Consider the following 15,922-nt stretch of genomic DNA (forward strand, 5'->3'; position numbering starts at 1 on the left):
CGGGATGAAGTCCGGGTTCTGGGGATTGCTGCTGCTGGCGGCGCTGCCCGCCTGCGAGACCTCCAGCTCCAGCAAGAGGCTGGTGGTACCGGATGAGATGCGGCGCACGGCGCCTCCGAGCTCTGGCTCTGGCGTGAAGCAGAAGCCGCCGCCGCTCACGCCACCGCAGAAGTACATCCTGCGCATGGCCGAGGCCGGGCGGGTGTGGGAGCTAGAGCTGCCCGAGGGAACGGGAGGCTATGAGGTGCGCCTGCCGCTCGCGGGTGGTGGCCCGGTGGAGATGCTCACCTCCGCGGACGAAGAGATGCTCGCGGAGGCCGTGCTGTCGGCCAAGGCTGGGAAGGAGTCCCAGCCCGCCGCGGCAGGCAAGCCGGCCGTGGGTCAGGTGGTGGATGCCCAACGGGCGGCGCGTACGCGCAGCTATCTGGGCGGAGTGGCGCGGGTGAAGGAGATGTACGTCTCGCGCCGCTACGAGCTGGCCCTCATCGAGCTGGTGAACCTGGAGAAGGAATACCCCAACGACGCCCGGCTCCTGGCCATGAAGGGCTCTCTCTACCTGAAGCTGGGTCAGCCGAAGCTGGCCCGGCAGGCCTGGGAGAAGGCGTTGTCCCTCAATCCGGAGGACCAAGGCGTGGCCGAGGCCCTTCGCACCATTGCCTCAGGAGAGGAGTAGTCCATGCACTTCATCGTCGGGCTCGTGGGGCTCGCCCTGACCCTGGCCTACACCCTGTTGCTCGGGCACTCGAGCGCCTTCACGGGGGTGGTCCATGTTCCGTCGCTGGTGCTGTTGGGGCTGGCGCCAATCTTCATGACGGTGGCCTCCTACAAGTTCAGCGAGCTTGCGGGGACGGCGCGTGTCCTGGTGCGCGCCATGCGCTTCTCGGCGTCCCGCTCGCGCGCCCAGCTCTACGAGTCGCTCACCCAGTTCGCCTCCGAGGTGCGCCAGCGCCGGCCCGCCCGCGCGTTGGAGATCGCCAGCAGCGCCCGGCATGACGTGCTGCGGCAGCTTGGGCCACTGGTGGTGCGCCAGTACTCCTCCGCGGACATCGAGAGCACCGCCAGCACCTCCCTGTACTGCATGGTCAGCGCCATGAAGCGCAGCGAGGACGTGTTGGGCACCCTGGCCCGCGTCGCACCCGCCGCCGGTCTGGTGGGCACGGTGCTCGGCCTCATCTCGCTGCTCAAGGACCTGTCTCGCTTCGATCAGCTCGGGCCCTCGATGGCGCTCGCGCTGCTGTGCACCCTGTACGGGCTGGTGCTGGCCAACGCCGTCTATCAGCCGCTGGGACGCATCATCCACTCGCACATGACGGTGTCGGTGGAGGAGGCCAAGCTCATTACCCGCGCGCTGGTGCTCATCCGCGAGGACAAGCCGCTGGCGGATGTGCGCAAGCTCTTCGAGCTGTCCGGCACCGGAGTGCCGGTCGTGGCGTCCGCCGTGCCCGAGGTCGCTACTGGCACTGGGGGAGAGTCGTAATGGACGACCATGAGCTGGAGGCCATGCTGAGCAAGGGGCAGGAGGACGAGCTGTGGCTCATCAGCTACGCCGACTTGCTGACGCTGCTCATCGGCTTCTTCGTGCTGCTGCTGGCCGTGTCTCCGGTGAAGCCCGCCCAGTTCGAGCGCATGGCCGCCTCCATCTCGGGTGGAGCGCCAGCGCCGCTGGAGGAGCTCAAGCAAAAGGTGGATGAGTTCATCACCCAGGAGGGGCTCCAGCAGCAGGTGCTCACCCGCGAGGAGTCAGACGGGCTGGCCATCGAGTTCAAGGACGCGCTCCTGTTCGACTCGGGCTCGGCGGACATTCGCGCCGACGGGAACAAGGCCATCGCCTCCATCGCGCGGATGCTCCAGACGCTGCCCAGCCGGGCGGTGGTCATCGAGGGCTACACGGATGACGTCCCCATCCGGAACTCGCGCTTCGCCTCCAACTGGGAGCTGTCCTCGCAACGCGCCATCAACGTGCGCACCGCGCTCGAGCAGGGCGGGGTGGGCCGCGAGTGGATGTCCGTGCGGGGTTTCGCCGATACACGCCGTGTGGCCGCCCAGGGCTCGCCCGAGGAGCAGCGCGCCGCCAACCGCCGGGTCGTCATCCGGGTGGAATAGCCAATGATTCGCTTGTCACGACATCTGCTCATCGCCCTGGGCTGCCTGGTGTGCACCGCCGCCCTGGCCAACCCCGCCACCCCCCAGGCCCGCCTGCGCGCCGACGCCGAGGAGCGCTCACGCGCCGAAGTCACTGATCTGCTTCGCACGCTCTGCCCCGAGCAGTGCGTGCTCGTCTCCGTGGAGGCGCGGGTGGAGGAGGAATCCGTGGGGGGTGGTACCCCGGGCTTCGAGACCCTCTCTGGCGGGGCCACGCTTCCCACCTTGCGTTCGGTGACCGCGCGCGTGCTGGTGGACAGCCGGCTGCCGGGACCCTTCCGCACGCGGCTCAAGGACCTGGTGGCGCAGCGGCTCAAGACCGTAGGGCCGCAGCCGACGGTGGAAGTGGAGTCGGTGGCCTTCCCGCCCCGCAACGCCCCCCACCTGGAGGCGCCTCCGCTCGACCAGAAGCCGCAGCAGCCCTCCGCCACGCCCCCGACTTCCGAGGCGGAGCAGGGGACGAAGGAGGTGCCACCCATGACCCAGCGGCTCCAGGAGCGGTTGCTGGAGGCCGCCCCGCTGCTGGTGCTGGCGCTGCTGCTGATGCTGACGGTGCTCGTGCTGGGCGTGCTGCTGGTCATCGCCGCCCGCCGCCCGCCGGCTCCGGCCCCTCTGGACTACGCCATGCCCGAGGAGCCCCCGCTCGCTCAGGAGCCCACGCCCTCTGCGGCTGCCCCCACCACCGAGTACCCGGCCGTCCGGGCGCGGAAGCTGGAGCGGACGCTGCGTGAGGAGCGCGCGGTGCGCAACGCCGTGGTGCGCGAGGCACTCGCCCGCGGCGAGCTGCGTCAGGTGGCCCTCTGGACGCGGGAGATGGGGGAGTTCCTCCTGGATGACCTGCGAGGGGACTCCACCCTGGGCACGTCGCTGTCCGGGCTCGCCGCCGAGCTGGGGCGAGTGCCGGCGGGGGACGCGGGCTCGCGGGCCACCGCGCTCTATGACCTGGAGGGCCGCTCCATCGCCGCTCGGCTGGCCCAGGCAGAGGACTCGGTGGAGGCCGCCTTCGCTTTCCTCGAGGGCGTACGGCCCGAGCGCTTCGCGGCGGCGTGCCAGAGCCTGTCCGCGGGGGCTCGGGAGGTGGCGCTGCGCTTTGCTCCCGCTTCGCTGCGTGCGGTGGCGCTCCAGGCCCTGACGCCTTCCCAGCGCGCGGAGCTCGCGCTCGGACTCGCCCGCCAGCCCGAGCTGAGCTCGCGCTACGCGTTGGCGGTGGCGGACGAGCTGCGCACCCAGCTCACCGAGACGGCCGGTGGCGCGTCCCAGCTCGAGCGGGTGTTGGGCGAGGTGCTCGACACGCTGCCCATGGAGGAGCAGGACCGGCTCATCGAGCGGCTGCGGCACGAGGGCTCGGAGCGGTTGGTCTCGTCCCTGGTCACAGAGTCCAGCCTGGTGAGCGCGCCGGTGGAGGTGCTCGGCGCGGCGCTGTTGCGGCTGCCTCCGGCACAGCTCGTCACCTACCTCAACGGAGCGGAGCGCTCGCTGAGGGAGCGTTTGCTGACGGCGTGCCCCACTTCGATGCAGCGCGAGCTCCAGGAAGAGTTGGGGATGCGCGGGGCCGAGCGTCCAGAGGCGTTCATCGGCGCACGGAAGGAGCTGCTTGCCAGCCTGAAGGATGAGATGTTCCGCAGAGGACTGACTACGATGCAGAACCGCGCGCAGGCCGGGCGCGCCAATTGAGGGGGTTTCACATGCGCGCCTGCGCACTCGTTCTCGTTGCGTTGCTCAGTGGTTGCCTCATCGAGCCGCCTCCCGTTGAGTCCAAGCCGGATGCCGGCTCCCGGCCCGATAGCGGGGTGATTGTCGGGTGGGATGCCGGTGGTGGGGGATACGGCGATGGTGGGTACGGTGGTGGACCCCGTGATGGAGGTGGTGGCGAGGATGGCGGGCCCGCGCCGACGACCTCCTTTCCGGGCAGCGGGCAGGGCGGAGACCCGGGCACGGGTGTGCTCTGGCTCGTGCGCATCGACCGTGGGACGGCGAACCTGGCGGACTCCTATGCGGCGCTCATCCGCGGCATGACCGCGCAGCTCTCCGCGGAGGGCTTCGACGTCCGCATGACGGGCGTGGCCTCGCTCTACGAGTCGCGGCTGTACTGGTCCAAGGGAGGCAAGGAGCTGGCGGTGTCGGATTTGCGGTCCCTGCTGGAGAATGCGGCTGCCTCCACGGAGGGCTCGGCTCCCAGCGCGTGCAGCACGGCGGCGCTGGCGGAGATGGGCAGCCGGCTGAACTGGGCATCGGTGTCCCCCGTCGATTACTCCACTCCCTCTGGTGGTTCGCCGTTCAGCACGTCCGTGGGGGCACTGCTCGTCGTGGTGCTCGACCACGGTGCTCGTCCGGTGGCTTACGGCTCGTCCTCTTGCGGCACGAGCGGCATGACGCCAGCGGACTGGTTCGGTGGCTCGCACGACCCCGCCGCCTGGCTCAACCGCTCCAGTTACGGCTGGACGCTGCCGCGCTCGCAGACGCGCTTCCTCTTCGTCGGCACCTCCGAGTCCGAGAGCTACCAGCAGCTCCGTGAGCGCTGCGCGGCCATGAGCAACTTCCCGCGCACCGCGCTCGATGCGATCGGCCCCTCGTCCACGGTCTTCTATTCGTCCTTCAGCAATGGCCTGAACAACCACCAGGCCGGGCTGGGGACCTGGCAGGACCTGTGCACGGCCGTGGCGGGGGATTGGACGGGCTTCTCGAGCAGGTTCGCGAAGGACTGGGCGGAGCTCCTCCGCCTGCCCGCAGATCAGCGATGAGGGGACGGGCCACATCCCGGCAACCCAGGCTTGTCCCTCGGGGCCGTGCTGTCCGGCGCCCGGCTGGAGCCCTCCAGCCGCGGTCCCTGGCGGTGCGTGGCGTCCGAGGGCGCAGGCCTGTTCCCACCCGGCCGGCGCGGCGCTGGCGGTGGGTGCTGGCCGCGGTGCTGTTGCTGCTCGTGGTGTTCTGGCTGTGGCCCGCCGAGCCGGTACCTGCTCTCGTGCCTCCGCCCGAGCCTCCTCCAGCGCCCGTGGTCACGAAGCCGGTGGTGAAGAAGCCCGCCCCCAAGAAGCCCGTGCCGAAGCCGCCGGCTCCGGCCTCTGTGCCCATCTCGTCCCAGCGGGCCCTGTTGCGCAAGGCCGTGGAGGCGCGCGCTCCGGACCTGCGTGCCTGCTCTCTGCCGCCCGGTGCACCGGCGACCCTGGGAACGAAGATTCGTGTCTCCAAGAGTGGGGCTACGCAGGGCGTCACCCTGTCCCCCGCCCAGCCGCTCCCTCGGGAGCTGGCGGAGTGCCTGCGCCAGCGCATCCTCCAGTGGGAGTTCTCGGATGTGGGGCTGAGCTCGGACGTGGAGATCTTCGTCAACTTCGCGCTCGGGAAGTGACCTTTCTCAGCGCGTAGACCGAATTTCCGCGCCGTCCGTTAACGGGACATCCCACTGCTCTGGAGGTCCCCATGGCCCGCTCGGCCCTGGCCGCGCTTTGCCTGGCGTTGTCCATCCCCGCGTTCGCGCAGCCACCCGCTGCCCCGAAACCCCCCGCTCCACCTGAGAAGTGCGAGGCCCAGCCGCAGCAGGCGGCCGCATCGCGGGGTGACCCGAAGGTCCGCGAGGCCGCGCATAAGGGGCTCAGCTATCTCTCCCGCTCCAGCGCCGAGTGGACGGCGCAGCACCAGTGCTTCGGCTGCCATGTCCAGGCGGTCACCCTCGAGGCCCTCACGGCCGGCAGGAACCACCAGTACGACGTTGCCCCGAAGGACATCGACGCGATGGTCAAGGCGCTCAAGCTCGGTGTCACGGCAGGCGGCCGGGTGACGGGCGCCGCCTTCGAGGGCTCGGCCTGGGCCCGGTATGACCGGTGGGTGGACTCGAAGTACACCGATGACCTGCTGAAGTACGCGAAGGAGCTCGTCTCCCTGCAGGCCCAGAACGGCAGCATCCCGGATGATGACGCCCGCCGTCCGGTGACGGGCGGCACCATGCAGACGACCTTCCAGGCCGCCCAGACGTGGCGCCAGGCGCATGCGAGGACCGCGGACGCGAAGTGGCTCGCGCCGCTCCGCAAGTCCGAGTCCTTCCTCACCGCCACCTCCGCCCAGTGGCAGCGCTCGGGCGCCGAGGTCTACATTCAGGACATCAACTTCGCGCTCCTGGGCCTGAATGCCGCGGGCGTGGGCCGCGCGGAGCCCGGCTCGCTCCGGCTCCAGCGCATGCTCCTCGAGCGGCAGAATCAGGATGGCGGCTGGGGGCTGGCGAAGGGCAAGAGTGATGCGTTCGCCACGGGCCAGACGGTGTATGCCCTCAAGCTCGCGGGCTATTCGGACTCGGACGCGCCCATCTCCCGGGCCATGCGCTATCTGGTGCAGCGGCAGGACAAGACGGGCGCATGGACGACGTACAAGAGCGACCAGGGTGGCGCGGAGAAGGCCGAGACCATGTGGGCCGTGCTCGGGCTCGTCACCGTGGACGTCGCGAGCATCGCCGTGAGCGGGCTCGTGGACGGCCAGCACGTCACCGACTCGATGAACATCCAGGTGGAGGCCGCGGACAACCAGGCCGGTGGCATCTCTCGGCTCGAGTTGCTCGTCGACGACCTGCCAGTGCACACGGCCTGTGGCGGGAAGCTCTCGTATGCGTGGCGCACCGCGGGCCTGAAGGATGGCAAGCACGTGCTGGACGTCGTGGCGACCAACGCGAAGGGGCAGACGAGCCGCCGTCGCTTCGAGGTGTTCGCGGGCAACGTCTTCATGACCCAGGTGGGTGCGAACTTCGACGAGGCCTCGCAGCGCACGCTCGTCACGTTCCGCAACATCGCGGACCCGGCCGCCGGTGGCTCCATCGAGCTCGAGGTCTGGGAGGTGGGGGAGGGCAGCGAGGCGAAGCCGAAGTCCAAGGTGTTCTCGGTGTCGAAGAAGGGGGAGATTGGCGCGGTGGAGCTCGCCTGGGACGGCAAGGGCAACGATGGCAAGGCGAAGCCGCGCGGTAGGTACCAGGCCCGGCTCGCGTACCGGGACGCGGGCGGCAAAGTGCTGCAGACCGAGAGCGCGCTCTTCTTCCACGACAGCGAGACGAAGCAGCGCCAGCGCTACGGAGAGATCGAGGGAGAGCTCGCCCTCGGTGGGGGCAGGGGGCAGTCCGCGAACACGCTCATGGAACTCGTGGATGAGAAGGGCCGCGTCGTGCAGACGACGCTTACCACCGAGCAGGGCAACTACCGGTTCAAGAACGTGGACAAGGGTAACTACCGCGTCCGTGCGAAGAAGGAGGGCTTCCGTGACCTGGAGCAGCCTGTCGCGGCCGAACCCGCCGCCGCTCCTTCGAAGGCCGTCATGACCTGGTGAACTACCCGGGCAGCGAGCCTGCGCCATGTCCACATTCCCCGGGCCGGGACGATCCGGAATCGAGGAGGTGCTGTATGGAGAACTGGACACTGGGTTATGGCTCGCTGCTGACGACGCTCGGCGTGGGAGGGTTTCTCGCGACGGGCAGGCAACACAAGACGGCGCTCATCCCCGCGGGCTTCGGCTCGGCGGCGCTTGGGCTGGGCCTGCTGTCGCGCCGGGTGTCCTCTCAGCGCTGGGTGCTGGGAAGCTCGGCGCTCGTCGGGCTGCTTGGCTTCCTGGGGGCCGCACGAGGCCTCCGCTTGCTGCCCGCCCTGCTGCGTGGGGAGAAGCTCGAGCGGCCCGCTGCCGTCATCTCCCAGTCGGTGATGGCGGGGCTCTCGGCGGCGTACACGGTGCTTGGCGTGCGCGGCCTGCTGCGCGCGTAGGGCCCGGGCCGTGGTGGGTCCCGGGCCTCTTCACACCAGGCGCCCATTTCTCTTATGCGCCTCTGAGCGGCTCGGGGTATCAGTCTGCGGCGGACGGCACGCCAGGTGGGCTCAGCGCACGTCCGCGAGGGGGGGAGGGCCATGGTCCAGCCGTCGTGGTAGACGACGCCCGTAGGAACTCCCACCATGAATGAGTCCAGCCTCACCTGGCTCGTCCCCCGGCGCCCTGACGGAAGACCCTCCCCTGGTGCGGCCTCCCCCAGGCGGCCCAAGCGCGCCCGCGCCAGAATGCGCCGCATGCCAGGCTGGGTGGCGTTGCTGCTTTCCATGTGCTTGGTGGGGTGTAGCGGCACGACGCGAGGCGTCCGTCCCGGTGGCTGCCAGGATACGCTCAAGTCGGGTGTGCCCGTGGCGCCGAGCGCCCAGCCCCCGCCACGACTGCTCCAGGGAATTGCTGGCGAGGGTCTGGGCAATGGCATTCCACGCGCCGTGCTCCGGCTCGTGCCACGAGGTGCCACAACCGCAGCGGAAGCAGGGCCCGTCGCCGCGGCGGGAGGAGCCCTCGTGCCCGGAGGCTCCGTGCTGGCGGCGGGGGGCAGCGTTGTCCTGGTCTGCTTGACCGTCAAGGCCGCACTGGACGGGAGGCAGACCCCGCTCGACATCGCGGACACATTCTACGGTACCCACTTCGGCGACCTTCAGGGATGGGCCCAAGGCTGCTACGCGCCCAAGGTCACAGTGCAACCGGGGACACTTGCGCCCACGCGTGGGGTGATGCCGGCTTCCGAGCCCCATGCGCCTACCGCTCCAGGACCGGCGACAGAAGTCGACAATGGCAGAGCCCGAGAAAAGAACTGGGGTCGCCTCTACGCGACCTATACGAAGTTCAGCGTGAAAACCGGCCGCTACTACTCGGGGCGCACCAGCATGGTGGTTGATCTGCACAAACCCCTTCGCCCTCAAGCCGTGGCGGCTGTCAACGCCCGGGATTTGAACCATCACATTGACGAAAACGATGAACCGAAGAGTCCTGCGTTCCAGGAGGCCCTGCTTGACAAGTTCGATCTCGGGACAGCGGTCGATTACGCGAATAGATATAGTGATATTGCTTAGAGCGCCTAACAAAAATCAGGATTTAGGCCTCGGAAGAGTATCAGGCAGCTACCCAGAACGAGGAGGCCGAAGTGGACATCGTCCCGCCGTTCATCTCGCACGCGCAGGCGCCGCTGCTGGTTCTTCCACGCGTTGGTTCGCTCCACTACCCACCGATGCCGCCCCAGCCGCTGCTTCGATTCGACGCCAGGCCGCGCAATGCGTGCGGTAACGCCGCGTCGGCGCAAGCCCCGACGGTTCTTGCGCGAAGAGTACGCCTTGTCAGCGTGCAGTTTGCCGGGCCGATGACGGGGACGACCACGAGGCTGCTTCACCTCAGGCACAGCATCGAGCAGCGGGAACAGCTCGTGCGTGTCGTGGACGTTGGCCCCTGTCAGGCTCTCTGCCAGAGGCTGGCCCTTGGCGTCGACGAGAAGATGATGCTTGCTGCCCGCCTTCGCTCTGTCCGTCGGGTTCTTGCCCGTGAGGGCCCCCCTTTTGAGGCTCGGACCGATGAGGAGTCGATCGAGGCGCGACTGAAGTCCACCAGGCCCTGCTGTCCCAACTCGTTGAGCAGGTTGCGTTGGAGCTGCTCGAACACCCCAGCACGCGTCCACTGCTCCAGGCGCCTCCAGGCCGTCATCCCCGACAAGCCGAACTGCTTCTGCGGGAGCAGCTCCCATGGGATGCCAGTCCTGAGCACGAAGACGATGGCCTCCAAGGCGGCTCGGTCGTCTGCCCGTGGCCGGCCACGCCCGGACTTCTTCTTCTTGGGAACCGGCAGCAGCGGAGCGACTCTCTCCCACAGCGCGTCCGGTACGAGTTCGCGAGTCATGGGCCCCAGGTGCTCATGGTCCGCCTATTCGTCCACCGTACCGTCCACCCTCAAACCTTATTTTTGTTAGGCGCTCTTATTGGCGGATCCGTGGAAGAGAGCAGCAGTTGATGGACTCCTTTGGAGGCGCGCAATCCGATACTCAAAAACCGTGTCGGACCGAGAACCTCCAGCGCGGCGTGGCGAAAGACAATCCACTGGGCAGGTTGTTCCACGACGCCGCCGTGAAGCAGTGGGGTCAACTCCACCCCTACACCGGAGACTGATAGATGGGCAGTCAGAAGCATGTCAGAGGAACATTCGTCAGGATTACCCTCGCCGACGGCTCTTTCGGCTACGGCAGGCTCCTTGAATCGCCATATGCGGCCTTCTACAATTACAGAACCACAAGTCCGGATTCCGATCTGGACAGGATTGCATCAAAACCCATCCTCTTCAGGATTGCTGTCCGCCATCTGGCTCTCGATGCGTGGGAATTCATTGGAAGGAAGGATCTCGAGGAGCACTTGAATCAACCTGTCGTTCAATTCATGCAGGATCTGGGAGACTTCCGTCGCTGCACCATCTTCGACACCGCCGGTAATGAGAGAGATGCCGCGCCCGAGGAATGTGTGAGGCTTGAGCGGACGGCGGTCTGGGAACAGGAGGGCATCGAGGAACGCTTGCTCGATGCCCTCCTCGGGCGGCCCAATGCTGCGGAGGAGCGCCTGAAAGTACGACTGCAATAGGGGTTCCGCGAGGGCCTCCCCCCACCGGGCGCTGAGCGGGGCTGCGCGCGCTCAGCGCCAGGGGCTTCAAAGTCCTAATGTGAGGCCAGGGAGCTTCTCGGTGGGAGCATCCACAACTCATCGCCATGCGTGGGGTCATGGGCGGTGAAGAAGACGGAGGAGCCCACCCGGGTGAAGGCGCGCGGGTACGAGGAGCCAGTCCCCGGTGAGACGTCCTGCAGCATCCGCGTGCCTTGCACCGTCCCATCGCTCACCCACGGCTCCAGTCCCGTTCCCTCGCCGGAGGCGGCGAAGAGGATGCGGTCGTCCAGGGTGTAGAGCTGGGACTCGAACTCGTCGGACAGGCTGAGCGGCCGGTGTACCAGCCTCGTTCCGGAGCCCGTCCCATCGGTCACCCAGAGCTGAACGTCGCGCGGAGCTGGGCCCGAGGAGCCGATGGCGAGCCCGAAGAAGAGCTTGCTGCCCGCCACGGTGAAGGTGGTGATGTACGGGGTCGCGTCAGGGTCACCGGCGAACGGATTGGGCAGGGTCGCGACGCGCTTCTTGGACACGTTGCCCGCCTCGTCCACCCTCAGCCTGTACAGGGACAGCCGATTGTCGGACAGACTGGTGAGCGTGAGGTACAGGCAGCGTCCTCCCACGACCCCAATGAGCCTCGGATTGTAGGTGTCCGGGCCTGCTGGGAACTCCTCGATGAGCACCGTGCCGGTCTCGGTGCCATCACTCCTCCACAGCCGGCTCACCCCGTCGGGAGTCGCGGTGATGAGGAAGACGAACCGGCCCACGGCGCTGAGATGGAACGGATACGAGCTGTCGGGGCCCGGTTGGAGATCCCTGACGAGCACCGTGCCGGCCTCGGTTCCATCGGTCTTCCACAGCTCCGTTCCATGTGCCGGGTCCGTGAGGACGAAGAAGAGCGTGCTGCCTACGATGGCCTGCGTGAACGACAGCGACGATTCGGGCCCCAGGTCCTTCACCCGCACCGTGCCAGCCTCGGTGCCATCGCTCCGCCACAGCTCGGTGCGCTCCAGCGCGTCCAGCGTCCCGGGGATGTAGCGGAAGAAGAGCAGCGTCTTTCCCACGGCGGTGAGGTTGTACGGGAGCGTGTCTCCCTCTCCGGGCGTGATGTCCTTCACGAGCCGTGTGCCTCCGGAGGTGCCATCGCTGACCCACAGCTCGCCGCCGTGGACTTCGTCGTCCGCCACGAAGAAGAGCCGCGTGTCCACGCGCGTCAGTTCATCCACGACGATCGATGCGGCGGAGCTCGGGCGCGCGGGGAACTCCTTCACCGGAGTGGTGCCTGCTGCGCTCCCATCGCTCTTCCACAAACCAGTGCGGCCGTTCTCGAAGTTGGCTGCGAAGTAGAGCTTCCCGCGGAACTCCACCAGGCTCGACGGGCTGGGCGCGTACCACGGCGGCAAGCTGACATCGTGCGGTGGGAAGATGTCCTTGACGAGGCTCGCGGTTCCCAGCTCCGGGCGGCCCCACTGTGCTTCCGGTACTGCGTCTCCATCCTCGTCCGGTGAGCTGACCTGCGGCCGCTCGTCCTCTTGAATGGCTTCCTCCGGGAGCGGCCCGCCACACCCCACCGTCAGCGAGCAGAGTAAAACCACGCTACGCCACACACGCATCCCCAACCTCCCATGTCTTCGTTGGTATGAGAGGGTGGGCAGAGTGAGGCGATTCGTCCAGTGGTGCCTCGGGACGAGCGCACGCCTGCCGCTGCTCAGGGTGCGAAGGGCTTCACTCCTTGTCGGCCACGACCGGGAACTCGAAGTCCGACACCGGCACTTCAGGCAGACCCGCAGGCACGAGGTAGCGGCGATGCAGCTCCACTCGCTCCGGCGAGGCGTCTTGCCGGAAGCCATGCCGCGCCAGCAAGGGGTCCAGCTCTCCGTCCCGGACAATCCAAAGGAGTGGCTCGCCTGCGAGCCGGAGCGACTTCGAGATCAATTGCCGCGTCCCGGCGCCTGCGGTTGCCCGTCCATTCACTTCCCAGCGGAAGCAGGTGCACAGCAGCCGGCTCCCAGGTCCGGTGCTCCGGTACACCGCCTCGAGGAAGGTCGAGACGTGGGCCTCCTTCAGGTACATCAGCACGGCCTCGGCGATGACGACGCTCGGCGTCTCCTTCTGCCATGCTGCGAGCTGGGAGAGCGCCTCCTCCAGGGACGTGCGGGCCAGGTCCACGCCCACCAGGTGCAGGTTGGGCGGCAGTGGTCCCAGGCCCTCCAGCGCCTCGCGCTTCATCGCCTGGGAGGCGGGATGGTCCAGCTCGATGAACGTGACCTCCGGGTACTCCTTGGCCAGCCGCCAGCACAACGTGTCGAGCCCCGCCCCGACGACGAGCACCTGCCGCTTTCCCTCCGCCAACGCGGCGCGAGTCTCGTCGTCCATGAAGCGCTTGCGCAGCCCGACGCACAGCACCTGGCCCGGGACTGTATGCCGCTCGATGGACGTCACGAGGCGGCCGTACCAGGGGGCGGCATAGAGCCGGAGCATCCAGGGCTTCAGCAGCCCCGTGTGCAGCATGAGCCGCTCCATGGACTCCGCGGCGCCCTTCGGCAACAGAGGGGCGAGCCGGGGCTGGCGGGCAAGCATTGCCACGAACCGGCCTACTTTCACCGCTGTTCGACTGGCCTGATGTGCACGCATGGGCGGAGCTCCGGCTTGGTTCGAGTTTCGCAGTTACTCGAACTTAGCGCACGAAGGCGCTGCTCCTTCTGTTCGCCGACTGATCTGCCCAACCCCAGAGGTTCGGGTCTTCTCGCTTCCCGCTCTGGTAGCGTCCTCAGCTTCCGGAGGAACGCTGCATGCTCGACGAAGGCGGTCAGTTGTGGGGGGTGGTGCCTGAGCTCACTCCAGGCTCGGAGGTGGCCGGCTTCACTGTAGAGGGGACGATCGCCTCCGGCAGCTTCGGCACCGTGTACCGCGCGAGACGGAGCGGGCGGCTCTACGCCATCAAGCTGGTGCGCATCGACCCACGCGGTGACCGGGAGGCGGCCGCGCTGCGCCTGGTGCGGCACCCCAACGTGGTGTCCTTCCACGGGTATGGCTTCTGGCCAGAGGACGAGCCACGCTTCCTCGTCCTGGCCCTGGAGCTCGTCGAGGGTCGCACGCTCGATGTCTGGGCGGCAGAAGAGAATCCCTCCGCGCTTGAGCTGGTGATGCGGTTGTTGTTGCCCTTCGCGCTCACCCTGGCGGACGTGCATGCCTCGGGCGTGGTGCACCGGGACATCAAGGAGGCCAACATCGTCATGCGCGAGGCGGATGGGCAACCGGTGCTCGTGGACTTCGGCGCGGCGGGCCTCAAGGAGGGAGCGCTACGCCTCACCATGCGGCTGCCGCCGGGCACCGCGGAGTACCGCAGCCCGGAGGCGTTGCGCTTTGCCCGGGAGTGGGAGGGGGAGCCCTACCCCTTCGCTCCGGGAGACGACCTGTGGGCGACGGGCGTCGTCATCTACATCCTGTTGACGCGCACGCTCCCCTTCGGAGACCGGAACGGCCCGGACCTGAACCGGGCCATCCTCGAGAAGACGCCGCCGGCCCCGCATGTGCACAACCCGCGCGTGCCCCTGGCCCTGAGCGAGTTGTGCATGGGGATGCTGGAGAAGGAGCCCGAGGCCCGCTACCCGGATGCCAAGGCGCTCGCGGAGGACCTGGTGGAGCTGTGCACCCAGGCGGACAGTTTCTGGCGTACATCCCTGTTCCCTGGAGGCTCCCCTGTGCCGCGCGCTGCCGCGCCAGCGCCGAGGGTGCCCGGAAGTCGGCTCCAGGGGCGGTGGCGGGCTGCCGGGCTCGCTCTCGGTGCGGCCTTCCTGCTGTGCGTCGCTGGAGACACCCCACGCACCGCATCCCCTCCTTCCCCCGCGACGTCCCAGGCCACTTCCGGCCGGAAAGTCGAGGCGACGGCCACGGCAGTGGATGTTGCGTACTGCGCGGCCCCCACCCCCGCGCCCGTCGCCACCGCGGCGAATAGCGAGGAGCCCTCAATGAAGACGTCCAAGATGGTCCGCAACGTGGTTGTCGCCGGCTGCGTGGCCGGTTCGCCTGGCTGCGTGAGTGGTCCGCAGCCGCGCCCCCAGCCCCCGCCTGCGGAGTGCCCGCCTGGAGCCGCCGCGACACACAAGCGCTTCGGGATCCTCCGGCACGTCCTCGCCTTGAGCCTGACTCCTGTGCTCAAGCCTGGCCAGTTTGTGCCTGTGCGCGAGGGAGAGCTCACGGTCGAGTCCATCGGCCCGTGGGGGACGCTCCCGGGTCGGACTATCTTTGCCGGGCGTCTCTACTTCGGGACGGAGCGCGTCTACGGCCGCTTCACCAAGGCCACCCTGCCCAGTGGGGAGACTGTGCCCGTGTGCCTGCAGTTGATGACCATCGGCTCTAACGCGCTCGGGACTGAGACTGAGAAGGAGGCTGGCAGCACGCCCACGCGGCCGGTCGTCTACAGTGTCGTCTCCGCCGAGGTTGTTGAGCGCTTCGAGTAGGTTCGCCCAATGCCCACCACAGCCTCTGCCTCCCTGGTGGCTTTACTTCTCCATGGAAGCCCTGTCTCCGCACCGCCCGCTGCTACCCCCTGCGAGGATATCCAGCGCATCGAGTTGTCCCTGTCTCTCGGCGAAGTCGCTCACGAGGTATGCGTCCGCCCCGGAATTCTGACGGGCTTTACCTTCGACGCGCCCGTCGTCGTGGAACTCCAGGACGAGGTGCGCTTTGCGGAAGTGATGCGCGGCAGGAGTGGCATCAGCTTCGTGCCGCCTCCGGACATGGCTCCTGGGGAGCGGCTTCGCCTTACAGCTCGCTGGGGAGGCGACGGCCCTTCCCGGCAGAGCGTCACATTCTCCCTGGTGGCTCATTCGGGACGGGCGACGCACCAGGTGGAGGTGTTCCGCGACCAACGCTCCCGGGAAGCCCTGCTGCAGGAGAATGCCCAGGAGCGCGCGGCGAATCAGCAACTGCGCGAGCAGGTCCAGCACCTGCAAGTCCAACTCGCGCAGTCCGGAGGGCTTACAGGTCTCTTGCTCTCTGGGGCATTGGGACACAGGGGCATCCCGACGAGGCAACTCAGGCCAGGGCTGGATGAGCAGGACCCGGTCGAGGGCCTCTCTTTCTCGCTTCTCGTCACCTACCGCTCCCTTCTCACGGTGGCGGCGGAGGTGTGGGTACTCAACTCCGGTTCCGAGCCATGGATCCCGGAAGGGGCCTCTCTGGTGAGTCCCACAGGGGACGCATTGGAGGGGGTGCGCGTCGGACAGGGCGAGCCCATCCCGCCCCAACAGCGTCAGCGAGTGCTCCTCGAGGCGCCTGGGGCGCCATCCGGAGAGGTGACGCTTCGTCTATGGGGGGCGGACGGCCGCACCCTCACCATCCCCAAGGTCACTTTCCCGTAGCCAGGGCCCTTT

General features: G+C 68.0%; 15 protein-coding genes. 12 read left to right on the forward strand and 3 right to left on the reverse strand.

The features are described from left to right. Nucleotides 1-4 precede the first annotated feature (4 nt). The 9 genes from OV287_RS12470 to OV287_RS12510 all read left to right on the forward strand — a co-directional run bounded on the left by OV287_RS12470 (nt 5) and on the right by OV287_RS12510 (nt 8,984). Nucleotides 5-673 (forward strand): tetratricopeptide repeat protein, encoded by a 669-nt coding sequence (locus tag OV287_RS12470; RefSeq protein ID WP_267534249.1) that lies wholly within the window; start codon nt 5-7, stop codon nt 671-673. Nucleotides 674-676: 3 nt separating this feature from the next. After that, complete coding sequence (locus tag OV287_RS12475; protein WP_267534250.1) at nt 677-1,477, forward strand: MotA/TolQ/ExbB proton channel family protein; 801 nt, start codon at nt 677-679, stop codon at nt 1,475-1,477. Then, nucleotides 1,477-2,103, forward strand: a complete 627-nt coding sequence (locus OV287_RS12480) for an OmpA/MotB family protein (protein WP_267534251.1) — start codon at nt 1,477-1,479, stop codon at nt 2,101-2,103. Before OV287_RS12475 ends, OV287_RS12480 begins: the two co-directional genes overlap by 1 nt. Before the next feature lie 3 nt (nt 2,104-2,106). Further along, complete coding sequence (locus OV287_RS12485) at nt 2,107-3,816, forward strand: FliG C-terminal domain-containing protein (protein ID WP_267534252.1); 1,710 nt, start codon at nt 2,107-2,109, stop codon at nt 3,814-3,816. An 11-nt stretch (nt 3,817-3,827) separates the two neighbouring features. Then, nucleotides 3,828-4,883 carry a hypothetical protein gene (locus OV287_RS12490; RefSeq protein WP_267534253.1) on the forward strand — a complete coding sequence of 352 codons (1,056 nt, stop codon included), beginning with the start codon at nt 3,828-3,830 and terminating at the stop codon, nt 4,881-4,883. Nucleotides 4,884-4,975: 92 nt separating this feature from the next. Continuing rightward, nucleotides 4,976-5,488 carry a hypothetical protein gene (locus OV287_RS12495; protein WP_267534254.1) on the forward strand — a complete coding sequence of 171 codons (513 nt, stop codon included), beginning with the start codon at nt 4,976-4,978 and terminating at the stop codon, nt 5,486-5,488. A 71-nt stretch (nt 5,489-5,559) separates the two neighbouring features. Next, nucleotides 5,560-7,443 (forward strand): Ig-like domain-containing protein, encoded by a 1,884-nt coding sequence (locus tag OV287_RS12500; protein WP_267534255.1) that lies wholly within the window; start codon nt 5,560-5,562, stop codon nt 7,441-7,443. 74 nt (nt 7,444-7,517) lie between these two features. Then, nucleotides 7,518-7,871: a hypothetical protein gene (locus OV287_RS12505; protein ID WP_267534256.1), complete on the forward strand. Its 354-nt coding sequence runs from the start codon at nt 7,518-7,520 to the stop codon at nt 7,869-7,871. 564 nt (nt 7,872-8,435) lie between these two features. Next, on the forward strand, nt 8,436-8,984 hold the full coding sequence (locus OV287_RS12510) for a hypothetical protein (protein WP_267534257.1): 549 nt from the start codon (nt 8,436-8,438) through the stop codon (nt 8,982-8,984). Between the two features lie 5 nt (nt 8,985-8,989). Here the strand turns inward: OV287_RS12510 and OV287_RS12515 are convergent. After that, nucleotides 8,990-9,798 (reverse strand): IS5 family transposase gene (locus OV287_RS12515; protein WP_267534258.1). Its coding sequence is split into 2 segments (ribosomal slippage): nt 8,990-9,450 and nt 9,450-9,798, totalling 810 coding nucleotides; the frame shifts between segments, so codons are not numbered across the junction. Nucleotides 9,799-10,067: 269 nt separating this feature from the next. Between OV287_RS12515 and OV287_RS12520 the strand changes: the two genes are divergently transcribed. Continuing rightward, a complete protein-coding gene (locus tag OV287_RS12520) occupies nt 10,068-10,526 on the forward strand; it encodes an Imm26 family immunity protein (RefSeq protein ID WP_267534259.1) in 459 nt (152 codons plus the stop codon). A 74-nt stretch (nt 10,527-10,600) separates the two neighbouring features. Here OV287_RS12520 and OV287_RS12525 read toward each other — a convergent pair whose 3' ends face one another. Further along, entirely contained in the window at nt 10,601-12,157 is a 1,557-nt protein-coding gene (locus tag OV287_RS12525; protein ID WP_267534260.1) for an ELWxxDGT repeat protein, read from the reverse strand. A 112-nt stretch (nt 12,158-12,269) separates the two neighbouring features. Then, nucleotides 12,270-13,124, reverse strand: a complete 855-nt coding sequence (locus tag OV287_RS12530) for a class I SAM-dependent methyltransferase (RefSeq protein WP_267542336.1) — start codon at nt 13,122-13,124, stop codon at nt 12,270-12,272. Nucleotides 13,125-13,336: 212 nt separating this feature from the next. On the opposite strand from OV287_RS12530, the gene OV287_RS12535 reads away from it, so the two are divergent. Both OV287_RS12535 and OV287_RS12540 read left to right on the forward strand, forming a co-directional pair. Continuing rightward, complete coding sequence (locus OV287_RS12535) at nt 13,337-15,007, forward strand: serine/threonine protein kinase (RefSeq protein ID WP_267534261.1); 1,671 nt, start codon at nt 13,337-13,339, stop codon at nt 15,005-15,007. A gap of 9 nt (nt 15,008-15,016) precedes the next feature. Next, on the forward strand, nt 15,017-15,910 hold the full coding sequence (locus OV287_RS12540; RefSeq protein ID WP_267534262.1) for a DUF2381 family protein: 894 nt from the start codon (nt 15,017-15,019) through the stop codon (nt 15,908-15,910). Nucleotides 15,911-15,922 lie beyond the last annotated feature (12 nt).

This window comes from Archangium lansingense (assembly GCF_026626635.1).
In the GTDB taxonomy this organism is placed as follows: Bacteria; Myxococcota; Myxococcia; order Myxococcales; family Myxococcaceae; genus Archangium; species Archangium lansingense.

What these genes read in the sequence shown, in the direction of transcription:
- OV287_RS12475 (WP_267534250.1), top strand. Translation starts at nt 677, where the DNA reads ATGCACTTCATCGTCGGGCTCGTGGGGCTCGCCCTGACCCTGGCCTAC.
- OV287_RS12535 (WP_267534261.1), top strand. Translation starts at nt 13,337, where the DNA reads ATGCTCGACGAAGGCGGTCAGTTGTGGGGGGTGGTGCCTGAGCTCACT.
- OV287_RS12540 (WP_267534262.1), top strand. Translation starts at nt 15,017, where the DNA reads ATGCCCACCACAGCCTCTGCCTCCCTGGTGGCTTTACTTCTCCATGGA.
- OV287_RS12505 (WP_267534256.1), top strand. Translation starts at nt 7,518, where the DNA reads ATGGAGAACTGGACACTGGGTTATGGCTCGCTGCTGACGACGCTCGGC.
- OV287_RS12520 (WP_267534259.1), top strand. Translation starts at nt 10,068, where the DNA reads ATGGGCAGTCAGAAGCATGTCAGAGGAACATTCGTCAGGATTACCCTC.
- OV287_RS12500 (WP_267534255.1), top strand. Translation starts at nt 5,560, where the DNA reads ATGGCCCGCTCGGCCCTGGCCGCGCTTTGCCTGGCGTTGTCCATCCCC.
- OV287_RS12480 (WP_267534251.1), top strand. Translation starts at nt 1,477, where the DNA reads ATGGACGACCATGAGCTGGAGGCCATGCTGAGCAAGGGGCAGGAGGAC.
- OV287_RS12485 (WP_267534252.1), top strand. Translation starts at nt 2,107, where the DNA reads ATGATTCGCTTGTCACGACATCTGCTCATCGCCCTGGGCTGCCTGGTG.
- OV287_RS12530 (WP_267542336.1), bottom strand. Translation starts at nt 13,124, where the DNA reads ATGCTTGCCCGCCAGCCCCGGCTCGCCCCTCTGTTGCCGAAGGGCGCC.
- OV287_RS12525 (WP_267534260.1), bottom strand. Translation starts at nt 12,157, where the DNA reads ATGCGTGTGTGGCGTAGCGTGGTTTTACTCTGCTCGCTGACGGTGGGG.
- OV287_RS12470 (WP_267534249.1), top strand. Translation starts at nt 5, where the DNA reads ATGAAGTCCGGGTTCTGGGGATTGCTGCTGCTGGCGGCGCTGCCCGCC.
- OV287_RS12490 (WP_267534253.1), top strand. Translation starts at nt 3,828, where the DNA reads ATGCGCGCCTGCGCACTCGTTCTCGTTGCGTTGCTCAGTGGTTGCCTC.